This window comes from Tessaracoccus flavus, from assembly GCF_001997295.1.
Taxonomy (GTDB): domain Bacteria; phylum Actinomycetota; class Actinomycetes; order Propionibacteriales; family Propionibacteriaceae; genus Arachnia; species Arachnia flava.
In genome coordinates this window covers 230,668-252,757 of sequence record NZ_CP019605.1, presented here as the reverse complement: position 1 = coordinate 252,757, position 22,090 = coordinate 230,668, and the positions used below count along the sequence as shown (strand labels likewise).

1 protein-coding gene (cut by a window edge) is annotated in these 22,090 nt (G+C 68.7%); it reads right to left on the bottom strand.

Annotated features, from left to right (window positions below):
- Window positions 1-93: 93 nt before the first annotated feature.
- Window positions 94-22,090: the 3' portion of a hypothetical protein gene (locus RPIT_RS01030; protein ID WP_077339714.1), read on the bottom strand. It continues 15,086 nt past the right edge of the window; only the last 21,997 of its 37,083 coding nucleotides appear in the window; the start codon falls outside the window, past its right edge; the stop codon is at window positions 94-96.

Below are 22,090 nucleotides of genomic sequence, written 5' to 3'. Positions count from 1 at the left end.
ACCCATCTCACTTGCTCAACTCATCCACCCCACCCGACGAGGCTGCCGGAGGGTGGGGATACGGACGGGCGGGGTGCGCCCTGAGGCGCGTCGCTACTTCTTCTTGTTGCGACCCGGGGGCACCCAGGGTGCCGGTGTCGGCTCGGGCTCGGGCTCGGGCGCAGGCTCAGGAGCGGGCTCGGGCTCCGGCTCCGGCTCCGGCTCCGGCTCCGGCTCCGGCTCCGGCTCCGGCTCCGGCTCAGGAGCGGGCTCCGGCGCGGGCTCGGGGGGCGGGGGGTCCGTCGGTTCCGGTTCGCTCGGCGGCGGCGGATCCGGCAGAGGATCGTCGGCGGGTGGCTCCACCGGTTCCGCAGGGGCCGGCGCAGCGACCGCTACGGAGACCGCCTCCGGGTCGTAGCCGTCGGTACGAACCTGGTAGGAGTCAAAGGACGCCGAGCCTGCCGCGACGAGGACGCCGGTGCGGCCGTCGGCCAGCGCCGCGTTGTAGGCGCGGGAGCGGATGAACTGGCCGTTCAGCACCAGGGAGACGGACGCGCCCTTGATCGTCACCATCATCGTGTAGCTGACACCCGCCGTCAGCGCCTGCGAGACGACCTCGTCAACCTTCCACGTGCCGTGGGTCACGTGACCGAACACCACGCGCTGCGTGACGACGTCGAGCACGATGAACTTGTACTCGTCGACGCTGTAGTAGTCGTAGACGATGCCTGCCATCGACCCGGCAGCGAGGCGAACCTCAGTGGTCAGTTCGAGGAACGAGTTCGCGTCCAGGGACTGTCCCAGGTCGGTCAGCCCGACAGTGGGAGCAGCGGCCGGCGCGGTGCCGACGAGCGATCCGTCGGCGGTGGTCCACGTCTCGTCGGCCGGGAGCCCGGACACGAGGCCGGGGCCGTCGTCGAACTCCTCGGTCACATCGAGTGTGATCTGAGGCGGGAGCACCCGCACGGAGATGTTGTCGAACTTGCCGCGGGACCGCAGCGACCCGACGCCGACGAAGCCCTTGTTGAGGCCGACCGTGACGCCGTCGATCACCCGCGGGACGAACGTGTGCGTGAACGCCACCGCCCCGCCCAGCAGCACGGTGACCGTGGTGCCGTTGACGGCCACCAGCATCTCGTACCACTTGTTGTACTTCACGCCACCCTGCACCGAGCCCTGCACGTCGATCAGCCAGCCCGCGGCGGTGCGGCGACCCATGACGAGCTTGTTCGTCGACTGGTCGACGCCGGCAAACTTGAAGTCGTCGGGCGCGAAGTAGTCGAAGATCACGTACGCATTGGCCTTCCAGCCGCCCGTCGGCTTCGTCAGGTACACCTGCGCGTGGATCTCGTAGTAGATCGGCAGGTACTGGTCGATGTAGTACACCGCCACGGCGTCGCCGCTGGTCGACGCCGCGGTCACGCTCAGCGTGCCGCCCTGCGCCGCGAAGACACCGGAGTCGGCGAAGAAGTCCTGGCCGGTGGCGTCGTTGAAGTCAGCGCTGCGCAGCACGTCGCGCTTGCCGCCGGGCACGTTGCCGGGCTGCGGGTCACGCGGGCCACCGGTCTGGTCCTGCCAGAAGTCGTCCTTCTGCGTGATGAGACCGATCTCGCCGTACGGTTCGCCGTTACGCGGGGCCGACATCTGGCCGGCCAGCTGCGCCACGGTCGCGTCTGCGCCTTGCGCCGCCGAGAGCCTGTACAGGAAGTCGAACAGGCCCGGCGGCACCTGGCGGCTGACGGTCCCAAGGCCGAACGGGGCAAACGGCACCAGGAAGCTGTTGAACTCCCCCACCCAGTCGATGAGGCGATCGCCGCCGGTGTTGGCGATGAGGACGTCCAGGCCAGCACCGCCGACCGCACGATCCTCGTAGGACGTGTGGGTCTCCGGCTGGGTGTTGAGCCCGCCGACGCCGCTGAGGTCGTCGTCCGCGTTGAGCAGGTCGTTGCCCCAGCCGCCCCACATGGTGTCGCGTCCCGAGCCGCCCACGAGCCAGTCGTTGCCGTGGTCGCCGAAGATGACGTCGTCGCCGTCAGTGAAGAAGTCACCGCCGAGCGGCCGACCGTCCGCTGCGGAGAAGTTGAGGAACCACTCGCCGCCACCGACGGTGATGCGGGTCATCGGTGCGTATTCGTCGTACAGCTCGAACATGCCGGTGGTCGGGTTGAAGCCGAGCAGAGTGCCGTCGTTGAACGGGCGGGCGAAGTCGCTGCGCACGCCGCCGACGCCGTAGCCAATGGTGAGCGCCTCGGCACCCGAGATGGCGTCGTCGCCGGAGCCGCCGTGGATGAAGTCGTCGTCCCAGCCGCCGAAGATGACGTCGTTGGCGTGGCCGATCGGGTTGAGCGGGTTCACCCAGTCGCCATCGGCGGCGAACGGGGTGAGGTCGACGCTCTTGTTGAGCTTGCCGACCGGGAACAGGATGGCGATCTGGACGCGACCCGGGGTCGTGATCTCGCTCTGCACGTTGGCCGTCGTCACGCCGTTGAGAGGCTCGGTGGTGCCGTTGCGGCTGGTGAAGATCCGGCCGTCGTCGCCGAGGATGCCGTCGATGCCGGTGCCGCCGGAGATCCAGTCGTGGCCCCAGCCGCCGATGAGGTCGTCGTCGCCCGCGTCGCCGAAGATGACGTCGTTGCCGCCGCCGGTGTAGACGGTGTCGTCGCCGGACTCGCCGTGGACCTCGTCGTTGCCGTAGATGTCGCCCACGTAGGTCGGCCAGTCGGGACCGCCGGGCGTGTAGTCGAGGAGGTCGACGGCACGCGGGATGAGCCGCTCGTTGGCCGGGCCGCCGTAGTTGTCGTACGTGAAGGTGCGGTACGTGGTCGCGCCGCTCATGACCTGGACGATCCGGTAGATGTTGCCGTTGTCGCCGACGATGGTGTCGGAGTCGCGGCCGTGACCGGCGGTGTCGTCGTTGCGATCAATGCTCGATCCCGCGCCACCGAAGATGAGGTCGCCGGCATCCGGCCGCGCGACGGCCGTCTCCAACGAGAACAGGCCGGAGCTGCCGCCGATGATCTCGTCGCGGCCGAGGTTGCCGAAGATGACGTCGGCTCCGCCGCCGCCCTCGACGTAGTCGTCGCCGTCGGTGGCCGCCTCGACCGACGGGTTGACGGTCAGGTCACCCGCGGCGTCGCGCTCGGCGCCGACAGCCAGGTCGATGGAGCCGTCGCCCTGGATGACGTCGCTGCCGAGCTGCCCGAAGATGACGTCGTCGGCTGCGCCGCCCGCGATGTAGTCGCTGCCGTAGCGATCGGCCGGAGTGTCATCGGCATGGTCGAGCAGCCTGATGCGGAAGTCGCTCCACGCGGTCGCGCCGGCGGGATCGTTCTGCCACGCGCCGGTCACCTGCGCGGCGCCAGCCGCGTCTCCGCCCGCAGTCGAGTAGATCTGCGTGCCGTCAAGGACGCGGAAGCGCGGGTTGGTGTGGTTGCCGAGCGTGGTGCGGCGGTCGAGCTCGACGTTGTCGCCGAAGATGAGGTCACGGCCGAGGCCGCCGTCGATGCGGTCGTTGCCGGTGCCGCCGATGAGGATGTCCTCGCCGCCGAGGCCGCGGATCGTGTCGTGACCGCCGAGGCTGTTGTCGCGGATGGTGATGAACGTGGCCGGGCGGACCACGCCGTCGGTGAAATCGTCCATGCCACCGTTGCCGGACTGGGCCACAACCACGCCGCCGGAATGCCACTGCACGACTCCGCGGTCGCCGACGATCACGTCGTGGCCCTGGCCGCCGCTCAGGTCGTCGTCGCCGATGCCGCCGAAGATGATGAGCGGCAGCGTCGAGCCGGAGCCGTCGACGGTGTCGTCGTCGGGTCCGCCGAGGGCGGGGAGGGTGAAGGTCTGGGTGGCGGAGCGGGTGACGTCGACCACGACGTGGGCGGCCGACCCGTCGCGCTGCGCGGGCGCGTCGAAGGTGAGGACGGTGCCGGTCAGGGCGACCTCGCTGGCGCCGAGCAGGCGTCCGTTGACCCAGACGCGGTAGCTGACGAGATCCGTCAGCGAGCCTAGGTTGAAGGTGCCGCTGGTCTGCACGGTGTAGTCGCGCAGCTCGAGGGCCACGACGACGCTGGAACCGGGCGCGAACGAGTCGAACAGCCCGACGAGGTCGAGCCTTGTGCTGGCGGAGTAGCGGCTCGGGTCGACGAGCTGGCCGCCCACGGTGACGCTGACCACGCGGTCGGCGGCGAGCGGTTCGTCGCCGTCGTCGAGGTCGGCCACGAGGTCGAGCACGTTGTCGTACTGACCCTGCGTGTTGAGGACGAAGAAGCCGTCCTCGCCGGCAGTGAGGTTCACCGTCACGTGGTCGTTGCCGAGGCCGGTGTTGAGCCAGGTGGTGGTGCGGACGCCGGAGCGCTCATGGGTGCCGTCGATGACGATGCGGTCGGCGAAGCCCGAGGTCCACATGCGGATGCCGTCGGCGAAGGTGCCGTCCGCGGCAGCGCGATACGAGATGCCGGCCGGGGCCAGCCCGACGACGAAGATCTCGCCGGTCGCGGCCAGGTCGGCGTCGCGGTCCAGGGTGGCGGACGGGACGTCGGTGATCAGCACGTCGGCGTCGCCGGAGCCCGCATCCGCGTCGCTCAGCAGCAGCGTGTGGCGGCCGGAGCCGAGGTCGAGGTTGAGGGTGCCCTCGATGTCGTCGAGGTGGCCGTCCAGGAACTGGGGCCGTTCAGCCAGACCGACGTCGGCGCGCGACGAGATGTAGACGCGGTCGTCGCCGCTGCCGAAGGTGACGTTGGTGACCGGCAGGGTGCCGCGGATGTTGAGGACGTCGTGCCCGGAGCCCAGCGCGAGGTTGAGCGTCTCAATGCCCGCGTAGCGGATGCCGGCGCGGGAGTCGGCGTCGACGGCCTGGGCGCCGTCACCGATCGCGCTGAGGAGGATCGTGATGGGCTGGGCGGGGTTCTCGTTGACCTCGCCGCGGAACCCGACGAGGTAGCTGCCGGCGACCTGCCAGACGTAGACGCTGACGACGCACTGGCTGTCGTCAGCCTGTCCGCAACCCATGAGTACGGGCAGCAGCAGCGACTGGAGGGCGTCGCGGATCTCGTCGGCGGAGGCGCCGACGGCGAAGGTCACGGCGCCGATGCCGGAGGCGAGGCCGCCGGCGATCTGCGACAGCATCAGGGTGAAGTGCGTGGCACCGGGTGCCGGGGTGACCGAGTAGAGGCGATCCAGCGGGCGTCCGAGCTCGTCGAGCCCGGTGCGCGGGGTCATGTCGAGCCCGGTCAGCGTGTCCTGGGTCAGCCAGCCGAGGTTGTTGTTGGCATCGCCGTCGTCGTAGAGGTGCGCGGTGTCGTTGCCGACGCCGCCGTCGAGGACGAGGAGCGCGGCGAGCAGGTCGAGCAGCCCGGAGGCGGTGCCGACGCGGATCTCGTCGTCGTCGGACCGGCCGAGGGCGAGCGCGTCCGGGCCGCCGATGATGCGGGTGTGGCCGTCGACGGTGCGGACGGTGAGGTCGTCGTCACCGAGCCCGCCGTGGACGGTGGTGGTGCCGGCGTGGGTGCTCTCGACCGTGAACGTGTCGTTGCCGTAGCCGAGCAGCACGGTGAGGTCCTCGAAGTCGGCGTAGCGGATGCCGCCGGGGACGGGGCGTCCGGCAAGGGCGTAGTCGTCGGCCATGCCGAGGCCCGTGATGCGGTCGCGCGTCAGCACGCCGGTGTCGTTGGCGGGCGAGTCCTCGTTGTGGATGATGAGGACGTCGACCTGGGCTGTCTCGATGGCGCGCCCGGTGCTGGCCGTGACGGGCTTGGGCTCGGTGGAGGTCTCGCCCGGCATCAGGACCGGCAGGTAGCCGTCGAGGGAGAGCTGCACCGGCGGGTTGGGGTCGTCGCCGCCGGAGACGAACAGCGGGCCCTGGATGAGGTGCACGCGGCGCGCCGCGTCGGCGAACTCCTGCACGAGGCTGCCGTCGATGGTGGTGTCGTCGATCGCGCGCACGATGACCGTCTGGCCCAGGTGCCAGGTGCTGGCGGAGAAGGTCAGCACCAACTCGGCTACCCAGTTCGCGCCGTCGAAGAATTCCAGCTGGCGGGCGGTGCAACCCAGGTTGGTGGAGCAGGTACCGGCGGCGCTGAGCGTCTTCGACTCGATGGCGCTCAGGCGCACCTGCACGGTGCCCGCGGGCGCCGCGGCGAGGCGGACGGCGTAGGTGGCCTCGGCACCGAATTCGCCGGTCTGGGCGCCCTCGACGAGGCGGATGTCGCCGCCGACAGGGGTGATGACGACGCCGGGGGTGTCGCCGTCATGGGCGAGCACGGTGACCCGCGGCACGATCGCGCCGACGAGCTCGGCGACGTAGACGCGGGTGTTGGGAGCCGCGAACGTGTCGGAGGCCCACGCGTCGATGACGGTGATGGTCGTGGCGGTGTTGGAGGCGATCGTCCGGTAGGTGCCGACGCCGTTGGTGCCGACGAGCCGCAGCAGCGCACCGGAAAGCCCGGCCCCGTTGGTCGGGAGCGCGGCGCCGCTGAGCGTGACGGTTCGGAAGTCCGCGGAGACGCCGGTGACGGTGCCGGTGACCTCGACCTCAGTGGCGGGCGGGGTGTAGCCGAGGATCGCGAAGGCATCTCCGGCGGCGGGAGCGATGTCCCAGTCGCCCTCGATCTCGATCGCGCTGGCGGTGTTCGTCCAGATGCGGGCCGCCTGGCCGGCGCCGTCGCCGCTCAGCAGGACCACCTGGTAGCCCTTGAGCGCGTCCACGGCCAGTCCTGCGGAGAAGAGGAACTCGTTGGGGACTCCCCCGGCGCCGCTCACGGTGCCGGTGATGGCGTCGCTGCTGGTGACACGGGCGGTGATGGCCGCGACGTGCTGACCTTCGACGACCGCGTCGTCGAGCGCGCGGACGTGGATCGTGCGCGAGGTGTCGCCGGGGGCGAACGCCAGCGTCAACGACTGCTGCCAGGTGGTGCCGTTCAGCGACACCTGGAAGCCCGACGGGGCCGCCACCGCGACGGTGACGGTGGAGAGAGGCTGCCGGGTCAGGCGCACCTCGTACGTGGCGTTCTGGCCGCCGACGCCGGAGGTGGGCTCGATGACGACGACGCCGCCGACCGGCTCGATGACCGCGACCTCCGGGGCCTCGTCGTCGAGTACCCGCACGAACGTCGTAGCCACGAGCACCTTGTCGTAGGTGCCGCCGGAGACGACTGCGTCGATCGGGTGGAGCTTCTCGCCCTCGGCCGCCAGATCCTGGACGGCGCGGACGCGAACCTCGCGCTGGGCGAGGTCGCCCGGCGCGAAGGTGAGGGTGACAGAGGTCTCCCACTCGACACCGTTGAAGAACTCGATGGCCCCGGCCCGGGTCGACAGCGCGGCGGGCGCCGTGAGGGTCACCGTGACATCGGTGGCGGCGGCGAAGGTCAGCCTGACCGTGACCGCACCCTCGTCGCCCTCGGTGAGGACGAGGGGTCCGCCCACGGGGGCCACGACGACGGTGGGCTCGTCGTTGTCCATGATCTCGGCGGCGAGGCCGTCGACCGGCACGCCGTCCCAGGCGCCGATGGCGCTCTCGACGGAGTGGCGCACCAGACCGGTGTGACCGAGCAGGTCGTTGGCCTGCGCGGCAGGGGCCTGGGAACCGACCTCGATGCGGTCGGAGCCGAGCCCGCCGTAGATGGCCATCTCGACGGCCGGGTTGGTCGACAGGACGTGGAAGACGTCGTCGCCCTCCATGCCGTAGATCGCGACGCGCTCGACGTTGGTGTAGCGCACCACGCGGCCGGCCCCGAAGACGCCGTCGGCGGTGATGACGAAGGTGTCGTGGGCCTCGGTACCGATGAGCACGACGAGGTCGAAGCCGGAGCCACCGTCGATGTTGACCGGCGCGTTCGCGGAGTACTGGATGAAGTTGCGGCCCTCGCCGGCGTCCACTTCGGCCTGCACCGATTCGTGGATGAAGGTGCGGATGATGAACGTGTCGTCCCCGGCCTCGCCGTAGAGGTTGAGGGTCGCGACGTTGCGGAAGACCTCGAAGACGTCGTCGCCGGAGCCGCCGTACACGTGCGCGGTCTCGGAGACGCCGTTGGTGATCCAGCCGCGGGTCGAGTCGAAGAACACGTCGCCGAAGTCGGCGTCCGACTCCTCGTCAGGGAGCGAGAAGTCGCCGAAGCCGAGGCGGTCCTGGACGCTGCCGGGCAGCGGGTCCTCGATGGCGTAGCCGGTGTACAGCTGGCCGAAGCGGAAGACGTCGTTGCCGGAGCCGCCGAGGACGGTGAGCACCGAGGAGGTGTCGTCAAAGGCGAACGCGTCGTCGCCCGCCAGGCCGTCGACGACCACGCCGCCGGTCATGGCCTCGTCGTACGTGACGATCTCGGCGTCGCGGAACCAGTTGGCCGGCGTGCGGTGGGAGAGCTGCGCGATCATGCCGCGGCGGAACAGGAACGTGTCGTCCAGGCTGGAGCCGTTGACGGCCAACGTGTTGGTGTCTGCGATCGTGTCGACGACGTCGATCCGGCTGTTGCCGACACCGAACAGGTCGATCAGGTAGGTGTCGGAACCGGCGCCACCGGCCAGGGTCAGGCGCTGCCCGTCCATCGGGTTGGTGCCGACGGGGCCGGGCGCTGCATTGACCAGAAGCCAGTCGTTGCCGTCCTCGCCGTGGATGGCGGTGGTGCCGGCCAGCGACTCGACGGCCACGACATCGTCGCCGGAGCCGGTGAACACGTTCGTGGCGCCGGTGTGGGTGGACTCGATCACGACGACGTCGCGGAGCGCGCCGAGGTTGACGTCGAGGCGCTCGAACAGCGCGTAGTCGACCAGTCCGTCGGTCATCTGCTCAACGCCGGTGGACACGCTCGGTCCAACCAGGGCATGCCCAGCCACGGGCACGACGGTGAGGGTGTGGGGACGTCCGTCCAACCCGGCGAGGTCTCCGGTCCAGGCGACGGTCCAGCGCTCGCCGGCCTTGGTGACGACGACGTTGCCGACGCCGACGAGCGCCTCAAGCACCTGCTGCATCCGGGCGGCGCTCGCGTCGAAGGCGAGCTGGCCACTGGTGCCGAACCCGGCCACCTCGAGGGCGAAGCGTCCGTTGTTGGCGCCCTCAACCGTGACGACCTGCACGAGGCTGGGCGTCGGGGCGCCGCCGGTCATGCCGAGCCCGGAGACCGTGGTGCCGGTGATGACGCCGATGCGGTCGAGGAACGATGCGGCGTCGTTGAAGTACAGCTCGTCCGCACCGTCGCCACCGTCGACGCTCAGCGGTGCCTGGACGCCGGTGAGATCGCCCGCGCCGGTGAGCGTCGAGGAGATCCGCACGGTGTCATTGCCGTTGCCGGTGGAGACCGTCGTGATGCCCGAGACGCTGTGCACGGTCACGAGGTCGCTGCCGTTGTTGGTGGTGAGCGCGGTGGAGCCGAGGTGCGTCGAGGTGACGGTGAACTCGTCGCTGCCGGAGCCGAGGTCGATCGTCAGGAACTCGAAGCCGGTGTAGTGGATGCCGGTGCCCATGTCGAGCCCGGTCAGCCACAGGCTGGTCAGGTCGCCGGTGTTGTCGGCCGTGTCGCCGGTGTCGTCGACGGCCAGCAGGTCGCGGCCGGTGATGGCGCCGGGACCGGTACCCCCGTCGACCCGCAGCAGCGCGTTGATGGCGTTGACGGTGCCGCCGGTGTTGGTCCAGGAGGTGTCCGTGGTGCCAGCGTCCGCGGCGTTGGAGCCGACCGCGATGACGTCTGTGTGCTCGCCGGTGTAGATCTCGTGGGTCACGTTGATGGCGCGGACGGCCACGCGGTCGCCGCCGGTCAGGGTGCGGATGACGACGGTCTCGACGTCGTCGTGGGTGATGACGCCGATGTCATCGCGGACGCCCGCACTACTGAACGTGACCCGACGGATCCTGTCGGTGTACGTGCCCGCAGGCGGCGCGGCAACGACGTCGACGATGAGGTCGTCGGGAGCCGTGGTGCCCCACACCTCGAGGCGGTCGTTACCTGCGGAGCCGGTGACGTGCACGGCCATGTTCGTGGAGCGGGTGAGCTCGACGCGCACGAGGTCGTTGCCGTCGCCGGGATCGAGGAAGGCGGTGCCGGTCCACGGGTTCGCGGTGAGGCGGAGGCCCGCCACCCTGACGGCTCCGTCGGCGTCGCCGACGAGGATCGTCGTGGCGCGGTTACCCGTGGAGTTGAGGCGCGCGGTGCGGAAGATGTTCTTCAGGTCTTCGGCGATCGAGCCGACGCCGAAGTCCAGACCGACGACGATGCCGACGACGAAGAGGTTGTCGTAGAGGCCGAAGTCGACGCCCTCGAAGGACTCCTCGAGCGTGTTGCTGCCGATGTTGTCGTAGAACGTATCGCGGCCGAGGCCACCGGTCACCGTGTCGTCGCCGGCGCCGAGGTAGAAGATGTCGTCGAAGTTGGAGCCGATGAGTCTGTCGTTGCCGTCGCCGCCGCGGATCGTCAGCGCGAGCTGGTCGGCGGACATGTCGGCGGCGTCGATGGTGTCGTCGCCCCCGCGGCCGTCAATGACCAGCGAGTCGCCCTGGGCGCGCACGCCGCCGGCGATCCGGACTTCATAACCCTCGACGCCTGCACGCGTAACACTGGTGCGGGCGCCGTCGGTGCCGACGGTGAAGCTGTCGTCATCGCCGTCCGAGCCAAGCACAGTGACGATGTCCGTGCTGCCCGTGCCCAGATCGATCTCGACGCTGGTCAGCCGGGAGTCGTTGCCGTTGATGTGGTCGAGGGTGATCTGGTCGGAGCCGCCACCCGCCTCGAGGACGAACGCCTCGATGCCGGTGGACTGGATCAGCTTGGTGCCGAGCAGGTGGTCGAGCGTCCACTGGGACGGGTTGCTGAGCCGGTAGGTCTCCGCGTCCCCGGTGAGGGTGAGGCGCAGCGTGTCGTTGCCCGCTCCACCCCGGATGGGGGCGGAGATGGTGCTGCCGAAGACCGCGGCGGTGGCGATGATGATGTCGTCGTCGGCGCCGCCGTCGTAGAGCGCGGCGGGACCACTGAGCGTGTCGTTGCCGTCGTCGCCGAACAGCTGCGCGGTCGGTGCGTTGCCGACGAGGACGTCGTTGCCGCTGCCGCCGTGGAAGGTGACGACGCCGGTGCCCGTGTGGGTGAGCCGGTCGTTGCCCTGGCCGCCGTGGACGGTGGCGCCGACCGTACCGCCGACACGGATGTCGTCGTTACCGCTACCGGCAGACGGCTCGTCGCCGTAGACGACGCTGTCCTGGCCGGCGCCCTCGAGGATGATGGTGTCGCTATCGGCACCGCCCCAGATGAGCACCGGGATCTGGACGCTCGGGTCGATCGTCACGTGATCGGCGCCGTCAGCGAAGCGGCCAGTGATCCGCTCGACGTTGGCGTAGGTGCGGGAGTAACCGAAGCCGGTTACCCGGATGACGGCCAGACCGTTCTTGACACCGATCTGCTCGATGAGCACGCGTTCGTCGCGTGTCTGCGTGGAGACGTCGCGGGCGGCGCGGTGGCGGTCGTTTCCGACGTTAAGGATGAGCTCACGGTCCTCCTCGCGCCACATCCGCAGGCTGCGCGGATCACTGGCGCCGAAGTCGACGCCGTTGCCGGCCAGGTACGGCACCACGGGGAACGCGACTCGACCGATGGTGAACGTGTCGCTGCGCGAGTACCACTTGCCGAGCACCTTGAAGCGCACGGTGATGCGGAACTTGAGCGGCACCTTCCCGTCGGCGTCCTTCGGGTCGGTGGACTTGGCGGTCACCGCCAGTTCCAAGCCGACGCCGAGGCTGATCTCGAACAGCTTGAAGTCGAAGTACACCTCGACGCTCGCGGAGCCGCCGATGTAGAGCTCGTAGACGACGATCCCGTCGGTGGTGGTCTTCGTGAACGCCACCTTGAGGGTGAACTGGCCACGGATGCCCATGAAGCTGCCGCCGAGCTGCATCCTGCCGGAGAGTTCCAGGCTGAAGGTGCCCTCGGAGCTCAGTTCCACCTTGCCGCTCAGGCCGAAGCCGAAGAAGTCGAAGCTGGCCTGCGCCATGAGGTACCAGTCGCCCTCGAGCGGCTGTTGGTCCGTGGGCGAGTCCTTGCCGACCAGGATGATGAGGTCCGCCTTGAAGCTGAAGATCTTGAGCAGCGTGACAGAGCCGTGCAAGGACAGCTCGAATCCCTTGTCCACGCCTTCTCGCTGGATGCCTGTCGTGTTGAGGGACAGAGTCCCGGACGCGCTGAGGCTGAAGACCAGGGCATCGGCCGATGCGCTCACCTGGACGCGCATCACGATGCCGGGGTTGTCGTCGGTGTAGATGCCCGCGACGCCGTTGGCCGAGAACTTCAGCCCGGCAAGGTCGAAGTTGACGCCGAAGCTCATCACGAAGTTGCCGCCGCCGATGCTGATCTCGGCGAAGCCGGAGCCCTTGGCGAAGCCGAGGAACGTGATGCTGCCCTCGATGCGCAGCTTGAAGCCGGGCTTGACCACGGTCGAGCCGAGGGTCGCGTCGGCACCGGTGGTGTTCAGTTCGAGCAGCGCGGAGGCGTTGAAGTTGAGCCCGACGTTGCCGCCGAAGCCGGCGTCGAGGCCGATGTCGACACGCGCCACCAGGCCCTTGTTGGTGATCGAGAATCCGGAATCGACGATTCGCACCTCGCCCAGGCCGGTCAGGGTGGCCGAGCCGTTGACCACCAGCGTGATGCCGCTCGCGCCGAGCGAGAAGACCACGTGCCCGTTGATGTCGAGGACGTTGCTGATGACGAGCGAGCCGTACATCTCGAGGCGGAATCCCGCCACCACACCGATGGTCTGGTCGTCGATGATGAGGCGGTTCTGGGCGTCGCGGGCGAAGCCGCCGAAGACCTTTCGGCCGCCTGGGAGCGTTTCCTGCTCGACGACGAAGGCGCGGACGGTCTGCTCGCTGGCGAACGTGTTGATCTCCAGCAGGAACTGGCCGTTGAGAGAGACTCCGGGGATGATGTTGGAGCCGAGCGTCAGCTGGACGCGACCCACGACACCGGTACGTTCGCCCATATAGACGTTGAGGTTGAGGCTGCCTGTCATCGCGCCCAGGAGCGGGATCGTGGTGCCGACCATGCCGGTCACTTCGAGGTACGCCCCCGACGGGCCGACGGCGGCGGTGATGCCGAGCATGCCGGTGAGGGTGAACAGCCCGCCGATGGTGAGCTCGGCCTCGATGACCGCGGTGATGTAGATCGCAGGCAGCGCGCCGGGGACGGGGTTGCCGTCGATGCCAGGGGCGGCCGCTGGAATGATGAAGGTGGGTGACTGTCCGGGCAGCAGCAGTGGCAGGAAGGCGTCCGGGACGGTGAACGACTGCTCGGCCATCGTGGTGTTGAAGATCACGGAGACGGATCCGGAGGCGGAGAACAGCGAGCCGATGTTCGGCAGGCCGATGCCGACGCCGCTGGAGACGCGGATGCTGCCGGCGACGCCAGCCAGGGGTCCGTCGGTGCGGATCATCATGACGCCGGTGACCGATCCGTACTCGAGGCGCGCGGAGCCCGAGCCGAAGGAGAGCGTGCCGGTGAGGAACAGGTCCATCGAGGGGTTCTCGGAGATCGAGATGTTGAGGTAAAGGCCGCCCTGCACCCGCATGAGTTCGGTGCCTCCGGGTGCGACGACTACCTGGCCGAGGATCTGGAAGCCGAAGCTGAACGGCTGCAGTACGAAGGTCTCGGTGAGGTCGGTGCCGCCGGGGCCCACTCCCTTGAGGGTCAGCGTCTCGGTCTTGACCTCGTTGGTGAGGTTGATCCGCAGCTGGGCCGAGCCGGAGATGAGGAGGCCGATGTCCTCAAGCTTCTCGAAGTTGGTCTCGACGGTGGCGACACCCCAGATCTGCGGCCACTTGTAGAACACGCCGGATTCCGGATCGGCCGTTGCCAGGATGAACCGACCGGACGTCGCGCCGATGGTGCCGAGTCCCCACACCTCGATCTGGCCCGCGAAGGTCAGGATGAGCGTGAACGGGTCGGTATCGATCTCAAGGATGACCTCGGCGGAGATGTGCAGCAGCGGGTCTTCGAGCAGTTCGCCGGCCTGGAGCAGGATGCCGCCGGAGAGCTCGATGAAGAACGAGGTGCCCTGTTCGATGACGCGGAAGCTCTCGCTGCTGCCTGCCGCCGTGTTGCCGCCGGTGTCCGTCCACTGGCCCGCGTTGAACGTCACGGTCAGCGTGCCTGGCCCCATGGTGGCGCGCAGGTCGGTCGCCTGGTAGCTGTAGAACGCGATGCCGCTGCCGTCGGCGCGGTCGCGGAGGAAGTTGACGCCGGAGAAGGTGAGGCCCTCGGAGCCGGCGCCGGTGAGCACTACGTTCGGGTTCGCGATGTCGAGGTCGCCGCCGTCGAGCGTGCGGACGTCCACCTCGGTGCCCCACGTCGGGGTGAGCCGTACGCCGACCCAGGTGCGGTTGAGGATCTGCGACTCAGTGGGGGCGGTGTACGTGGGTGCGGCGTGGGTGCCCGCTGTGAACGGGGTGCCGTCGGTGGCCAGCCAGCTGCCGTCGATGAAGGCGACGGTGAGCGGGCCGGAGGTGTAGCCGGTGAAGAAGAAGCGGTACGTGGTGCCGGTGGTGCGGACGGCGGCGATGACGGTGAGCTCGCCCTTGGCGTCGCGCAGCGTGATCTCGGGGGCGGCGTCAGTGATGGACGCGGGGTCCACGGCGACCGAGCCGATGGTGCCGAACGTGATGTCGATCCAGCCCCGACCGGCGAGGTCGTCGACGCTGACGACCGAGCCGGGGCCTGGGGTTTCGAGCTGCGAGGTGGGCACTGCGAGGGCGAAGATTTCGGTCTCGGCGGCGTTGAGGTTGCCGCCCAAGTCGGCGAAGGTGCCCGCGACGAAGGTGAGGGTGTAGGTGCCGGCCACGAGGGTGCCCGCGAATCCGTAGCGGTAGATGTCGCTGGAGCCGACCCGCACTGGAGCGCTCAGGGTGATGAGGGTGCCGCCGGGGCCGCGCAACTGGATCTCGTCGCCGTTGATCGTCGCGTGGTCGATGCCGAGGCCCGAGGCTCCGCGGAAGCGGATCTCGAAGTAGTGCTGCTGGTTGATGGAGTCGAGCCCGATCGTGCCGCCGGCCAGTGCGTCGGTGCGGACTTCGGTCTCGTCTTCAGGGGTGTTCGTGTCGTCGTCGACGATTACGGTGGTGACAGTGTCGGCGGTGGCGCCCACGACGAGGAAGGTGCGAAGAAGCGGCGCGGAGGTCGGTGGGCTGTGCCCGGAGGTGTCCATGATGTTCTTCATGTCGAACGTCACCGTGACCTCGCCCGCCGCGAACGTGCCGTGCAGGAAGTAGCGCCAGGTGTTGTCCTCGCTCAGCTTGACGAAGCTGATGATCTGGAAGCCGCCGCCGGCTCCGGCGCCGCTGATCGTGAACTCGTCGCCGTCGATGGAACCGTCGACGATCGTGAACGGTGTGTTGGGGTCGAGGCTGACCGGCGGCGTGAACGTGACGTCGAGGTAGGTCTGGGTGCGGCTGGAGACGTGGGCGCCCTGGGGCGTGGCGGTGCCGAAGGTGACCTGGGCCGTGTCGCCGCCCTGGGTGCCGGGCTGCGGGAGTGGGGCGGTGTAGTTGGACCCGTTGCGGTCGAACGTCCAACCGCCCGCGTAGGTGACCTCCACCACGGCGTCGGGAGCGATGGCATTGGCGAGGATGAAGCGCACCCAGGTGACGCCGTCGATGGTGGCGAGCACCACATGGTCGACCACGGCAACCGTCTGACCGTCGACGCTCACCGTGACGGACCCGTTGCCAATGCTCAGCTCGTCGATGATGAGATCGGTCGGGGCGGTGATGGGCACATCGACGTAGTCGGTGTCGACGGTGGTGAAGGTGTTGCCACCGACCGCGTTGAACAGCGGCGTGGGGTCGTCGGCCAGCAGCGGCACGAACACCGAGTCCAGCATGATCGCGGACGTCGCGGGGTCGGCGAGATCGTCGCGGAACACATGCACCGGGACGACGAACTGCGTGTCGGTGGCCCCTTCGACGATGGCGCGGGCGGTGTCGACGACGACGGTCCAGCCTGCGGCCGTCGCGGTGAAGCTCAGGGTGCGCAGGAACGCGTCGCTCAGCACGCGGTCGGCGTCGAGCGTGAATCCGGTCGGGACGCCGGTGAAGGTAATCGTCACCGTGGCCGTCTCGTAGAGGGAAGCAGTGCCGAAGCTGACCGAGTTGACGGCATTGATCGCGGGTGCGGACCAGCGGTAGTTCCAACTGCCCTCGATCGGGGTCAGCGTGACCTCGAGCCCGGTCTGGTACTGGCCGGTCAGCCAGTAGCGCACGCGGGTGGTGGCCCCGCTGCTGAGGATCACCGGTGCGCGGGTGCCGTCGAGGACGATGGTGCCGAGGCCCTCGCCGTAGAGCTCGAACTCGGGCGCGAGGTCGGTCACGGAGTCGTGCTCGAGGTCGGCGCCGGTGGGCACCGTGATGTCGACGTCGAGGTAGGTGCGTGGCGTCACGGTGAGCACGTCGCCTTGCACCGTCCCGCCAGTGACGGTGCCGGTGTACGAGACCTGCTCGTTGGTCAGGCTTGCGGTGAGGGTGCTACCGACGGAGGTGACGAAGACGGGGACCCAGAACTCGAAGGGGTCGTCGGTGGCGGAGATGGCGCCAAGGGTGTCGAGGTCGATGTCCCAGTCGCCGCCCAGTGCGAGCGTCTGGAGCCCGTCGATCACGCTGCGCGGATCGACGACGAAGCCCGCGGGGATACCGGCGCTGCCGCCGGCGGGGAACCGGACGCCGATGCTGCCGTTCCCGGGTTCGGTCGGGACATCGGTGATCTCGAGCTGGCCGTTCACGGTGAAGAGGTAGGACCAGGAGCCGGGCAGGAAGGTGAGCGTGACGTCGCCGGTGGCGGTGAAGCGACCGGTCAGCAGGTAGCGGTAGGTGGAGGTGGTGGCGGTGCTCGAGACGAGTGACGGTGCCTGGGTGGCGTCGAGCTGGATGGTGCCCAGGCCGGGGCCGGACAGCGCGAACTCGGGGCTGAGATCGGTGATCGAAGCAGGGTCGATCGCGAACAACGTCGGCTTGGTGAACGTGACGTCGATCCAGCCGCGCCCGTTGATCGCGTTGATGTCGATGGACGCGCCGGGCGTCGGGTTGTTGACGGTGGCGGTGGCCCCGACGACGGTGAAGTCGAGCGTCGTCAACGCATTCGCGGCGCCCGCGACGGTACCCGAGTCGGTGGTGGCGTCGGCGTTTCGCACGGCTCCCGGATCGAACTTCAGGCTCCACTTGCCGAGCGTGAGCGCATCGCCGCCGAACGTGTAGCGGAAGCGGGTGATGCCGAGCGTGCGCAGGGCTGCGTCGAGGAGGGTCTGCCCCTCGGGCACGCGGTCGGCGGTGTAGACGTAGGTCTTGGTGCCGGTGCTGAGGTTGTTGTCGGTGTAGTAGGCGCCGCCGGCGTCGGTGAAGAGGACCTTCAGTTCAACGCCCGACGGGGTCGTCAGCGTCAGGATCGGAACGGGGGTGCCGCTGGTGATGGTGCGCGAGCCGCCCGCAGTGGTGGTGAAGGTGAACTCGTGAGTGGTGTCGAGCACGCTGGTGATGTTGAGACTCGCCCCTGGGGCCGGGGTGTAGATGACGTCGAGCTGCTTGCTGGCGTTGATGACGTTGCGGTCGACGGTGCCGCCGGAATTGGTGGGGGAACCCAGCGTGATGGTGGGCGCAGTCGCGGTGGCGGCCGGATCGGGCAGGTCGATGGTGTCGAACGTCACTTCTTGGCCGCTCGAGTTCTTGAAGCCCATCTTGAGCTTGCCGTACAGGGTGAGCAGGCGCACCTGGTCGGTGATGTCGGCGAGGAACAGAATCGTGACGTTGCCCGAGGCCACCTTGGAGAGATCAGCGTAGAGACTCCCGCTGAGCGAGATGTTGTTGTCGACGAAGTTGAGCTTGCCGATCACCAGCAGCTTGCCGTCGGTGGAGATCTTGACGATGACCTCGCCGTTGAACAGAGCCTGGGAGGTGTAGATCGAGAAGATCTTCGCCGAACCGGTGATGACCATCGGGGAGGTGAAGGCCGCGAGGAACCCGCCTGTGCCGGGGTTGGCGGCGATGGCCTTGGCCTGGTTGGCCACCTGGGTCTGGAGCTGGAGCAGCCACTGGTCCGCACTGATCGACGTGGTGGCCTTGAGCGCCGGCGACCGCAGCGCGAACGGGTCGTCCAGGGACGGCAGAGTGGTGAAGAACTCGACGCCGCCGAAGAAGTCGTTGATCGCGAGGCCGGAGTTCGGCTCCAGCAGGATACCGCCGGGCACCTGGGCGCTGATGAAGACCTGCAGCGGCCCGAGCTCGGAGAGGCCGAGCCTCAGCCCGAAGCCTGCCAGACCGGCGATGGAGATGGAGCCCTCGAGACCGAAGTACAGCACGCGCTGGGCGACGGGGGTTTCCGTGTCGAAGACGCCGATGATCTGGTGGTCGGACGTGAGCTTGAGGATGCCGCCGACGAGGCTGGCCGAGACCTCTCCCCCGAACATCTTGCCCTTGACGCTGACGCCGATGGCGTCGATGCCGATGACCGGGAACTTGCCCTCGAGGAGCAGCGACGGCTGGATGCGGATGCCCTGGATGGCGCCGGTGATCTGCAGACCCTGGAGGCCCTGAATGCCGGTCACGCTGGCGGACAGGATGAGCGTGAAGTCCTCGGGCCTGCGCTCGACGTCCTCCCACTGGATGCCGATCGCGTCGATCCGCACTGGCAGGAACGACGGCCACTTGAAGCTGTCGCCCGTGGCGGAGCCGACGGAGAGGAACACACCGAAGCCGGAGAGGGCCTTGAACGACCCGTCGCCCGTGATGGCGAACCGGCGCCCCTCGCCGGCGAGGACGAGCGAGCCGATGGTGACCTTGGCCCCGACCGACTGGAACTCGACCAGGTGCTGGTCGCCGGTGGCCCCCGTGTTGAGGTTGAACCCGGTGGCGGTCAGCGTGACGTACGTGCCGAGGCGCACCTCGAGGGTGTCGACGGCGAGCTGCAGCGCCTGCACCTTGCCGTCGTCGAAGGTCAGCGTGGCGCGGAACGCCTCGTCGTCGGGGGAACCGTCGGGGCGGACGTCGTCGGCCGTCTTACGGTCGCTGAGAGTGGCGCCGAACGACTTGCCCGGGAAGAGGCGAGCGCCGCCGGTGGCGATGTAGATCTCGCCGGTGAAGCCGGGAGCATCGGTGCCCGCGAAGCGGACCTCAAGGCCGGAGACGCCGATGCGGATGTCGTCGAGCTCCAGGATCCCGCCCAGCGTGATCTTCTTGTCCGGCGCGCTCGGGGTGAGCGCGTTGCCCGGCGCAGCGCTGCCGGAGGTCATCGGCAGGCCGTAGGCGAGTTCAGCGGTGCCCAAGCGGAAGCCGTCGCCGAAGATCGTCAGGCCGGGCACGGTGCCGGGCTGAAGCGGTTCGTCGTTGGTGGCGTCGATGTTCGTCTTGGTCGACGGCTGGTAGGGCCGCAGGCTGCCGGTCACGCCGAGCGTCGGGAAGGAGATGGTGGCCGAGTTGATACGCACCAGTTCCTGGTTGGCAGCGCCCTTCGGGTCGTAGCCGATCCGCACGCCGCTGGCCTGCAGGGTGGCCACGTTGGGGATCTCCGCGAGCAGCGACGCCACCTGGAGGCTCCACTTCCCGGTCAGGTCGACGTCCACGTTGCCGCTGAACAGTCCGAAGACGTCGACGGAGAGCTCGAACGAGCCGATGACGCCGATGAGGTCAACCGTGATGCCGGACCTCGTCTGCGCCTCAGACTGCGCACCGGTCTGCGGATCGCCGCCGAAGGCCAGCGAGGCGCGCTGCACGCCGACGTTGACCGAGACCAGCAGCCGTCCGTCGGCGAAGCCGAAGCCGCCGAGACCGACGGTCGGGTTCTGCAAGGTCAGTGGGCCGAGCGCGATCGGGCTGTTTGTCGGGGTCTCCCCCACCGCGCCAGCCTGCAGCTGCAGGGTGAGGGTCTGCTGCACGCTGGTGCCGCCGCCCGTGTCCCGCGCCGCGTTGGCGTCGAACGTGATCCGCACCGGGCCGGTGCCGGTGAACAGGCCGAGCGTGTTGCCGGTGTTCTTGTCGATGAAGAAGTAGCGGTAGGTCATGGACGTCGAGCCGTCGGCGCCCGAGATCCGCATCATGCCGCGAAGCGCCGGCTTGGTGCCGTTCAGCTTGAGGTCGGCCACTTGGCCGCTGATGGTGAACGGCGCGGTGGTGGCGAACGCCTCGATGCTGTCGCGATCCAGCGGGCGCACCACGCCGCCGGCATCGGGCAGCGAGGTGTAGGTGATGTCGAGGTAGCCCTGCGCGTTGAGCTGCTGCTGGCTGATGGTCGCCACCGGAAGCGAGGCGACCGGTCCGGGCCGCTGCGGCACGCCGTTGACGACGACGGGGATGTAGACGAAGAACTGCTCCACCGAGCCCATGAGCGCTCCGAGTGCCACCGTCGAGGCCTGCGTTTCCGTCGCGACGACGCTGCCGGGGACGAACCGCACCGACACGATGGAGGTCTGAGCCGGGATGGCGACGGCGTAGCGCCAGGTGTTTCCGTTCACGTGCGTCACGCTGGTGGGGGACACGACCGAGGTACCGACGGTGACTTGGAGGTCGTCGATGCCGACGGAGCTGGTCTTGATCAGCCCGTCGCTCGTGCTGAACGTGACGTCGATGTAGGTGAGAGCGCCTGGGACGACGGCTCCGCGCAGCGGGTTGGCGAGGCTCGCCGTGACGTACGCCTGCTGGGCGGCGGGGGTCGGGGCGGGGAGCGCCTTCGGGTAGGCGGCGAAGTCCGTGACAGAGAACGTGCCGAGCTGGAAGCCGGTGGCCGGCGAGATGGTGAAGGTGGCAAACCCCGCGAGCCCGACGATGTCGCTGCCGTCGATGGTTACGACGACGCGGGCCCCGAGGAGCGCGAGGTCGAGCGTGCCGCTCGGCTGCCGTGTGAGCCGCAGCGAGCCGCTGAGCGTCACGACGTCGCCCACCTTGATGAGTACGTCGCTGACCTTGAACGAGAAGGCGTTGGGCAGGACGGAGCCGGTGGGGCCGCCCTGGAAATCGGGCAGGGACACGGTTTCCGTGGACGTATTCATCTGGAACTCGACCGTGCCGGAGACCGTCAGTCCGTCCAGCCCGATGAACGCGAGGTCGCCCTTGACCCGTAGCGCCCAGCCGCTCGCATTCGTCTGCAGGGATACCTGCGCATCGCGGATCAGCACGCCGACCGCGTCGGGATTGATCGTGCCGTCCGGGCGGAGCGACGGGCCCGAGCCGATGAAGAGCTCGATGCCGGAGCCATTGAAGGTGCCACCGCTGACGCGAATCTCGCCGGCGCGCACCTCGACGACATCGCCGAAGTTGAACGAGACGTCGCGGGCGATGAAGCCGAACCGCGGGGCGTCGAGCAGGTCGAGGGTGATCGTCTCCCCTGCCACCTCGATGGTTTGGACGACCGGCTGGCCGGTGGTGTTGAAGGTGAAGCCGACGGTGGCCTCCGCGTCGAAGCCGACAGTGCTGACGGCGGCCTTACCGGTGACGATGCCTGCGATGCCGCCCGTCGACGTGATCACGTTGGGGCTTCCGGGCTTGGTGGTGGCGCCGGCACCGAAGATCACGATGAAGCCGGAGCCGGACACCAGCCCAGGGTTCTCGGACCCGCCGATGTCCTCGCCGGAATCCAGCTCTACGTTGGTCAGCGCGATGCGCGAGATGGCGTTGGCGCCGGAGCCGAGGCGCTCGAAGACGAAGTTGCCGCTGATCGTGAACGTCTCGTCCAGCGCTGGATCGCCGTTGTCGGTGACGACGAACGTGATGTTGATGTCCGTGGCGGCCACGCGCAGCATCGGGCCCTTGGGTAGGGACAGCACTCGGACGTTGGCGAGCAGCTCGGGCCGTGCCCCGTTCACCTTCCACGTCACCACGTAGACGCCGGCGACCGTGCTGGTGACGTCGACGACGTCGCCGCCGAAGAGACCCTCGATGGCCGCCTCAACCTGGGCGGTCGTGGCGTCGAAGGCGAGCGCGGCGGAGATCTCTGCGGCTTCGATGCGGCCGTTGAGGTTGACATCGGCGGCCAGCGTGAAGGTGCCCGAGGTGGCCTGCACGGAGATGATCTGCTTCTCCTTCGTGCTGGCGTTGCCATCGACCTCAGTGGTGACCGAGACGCCGGTGAACTGGAAGATCTCGTTGACGACCGTCCCCTGGCCCGCCACCACGAGTGTG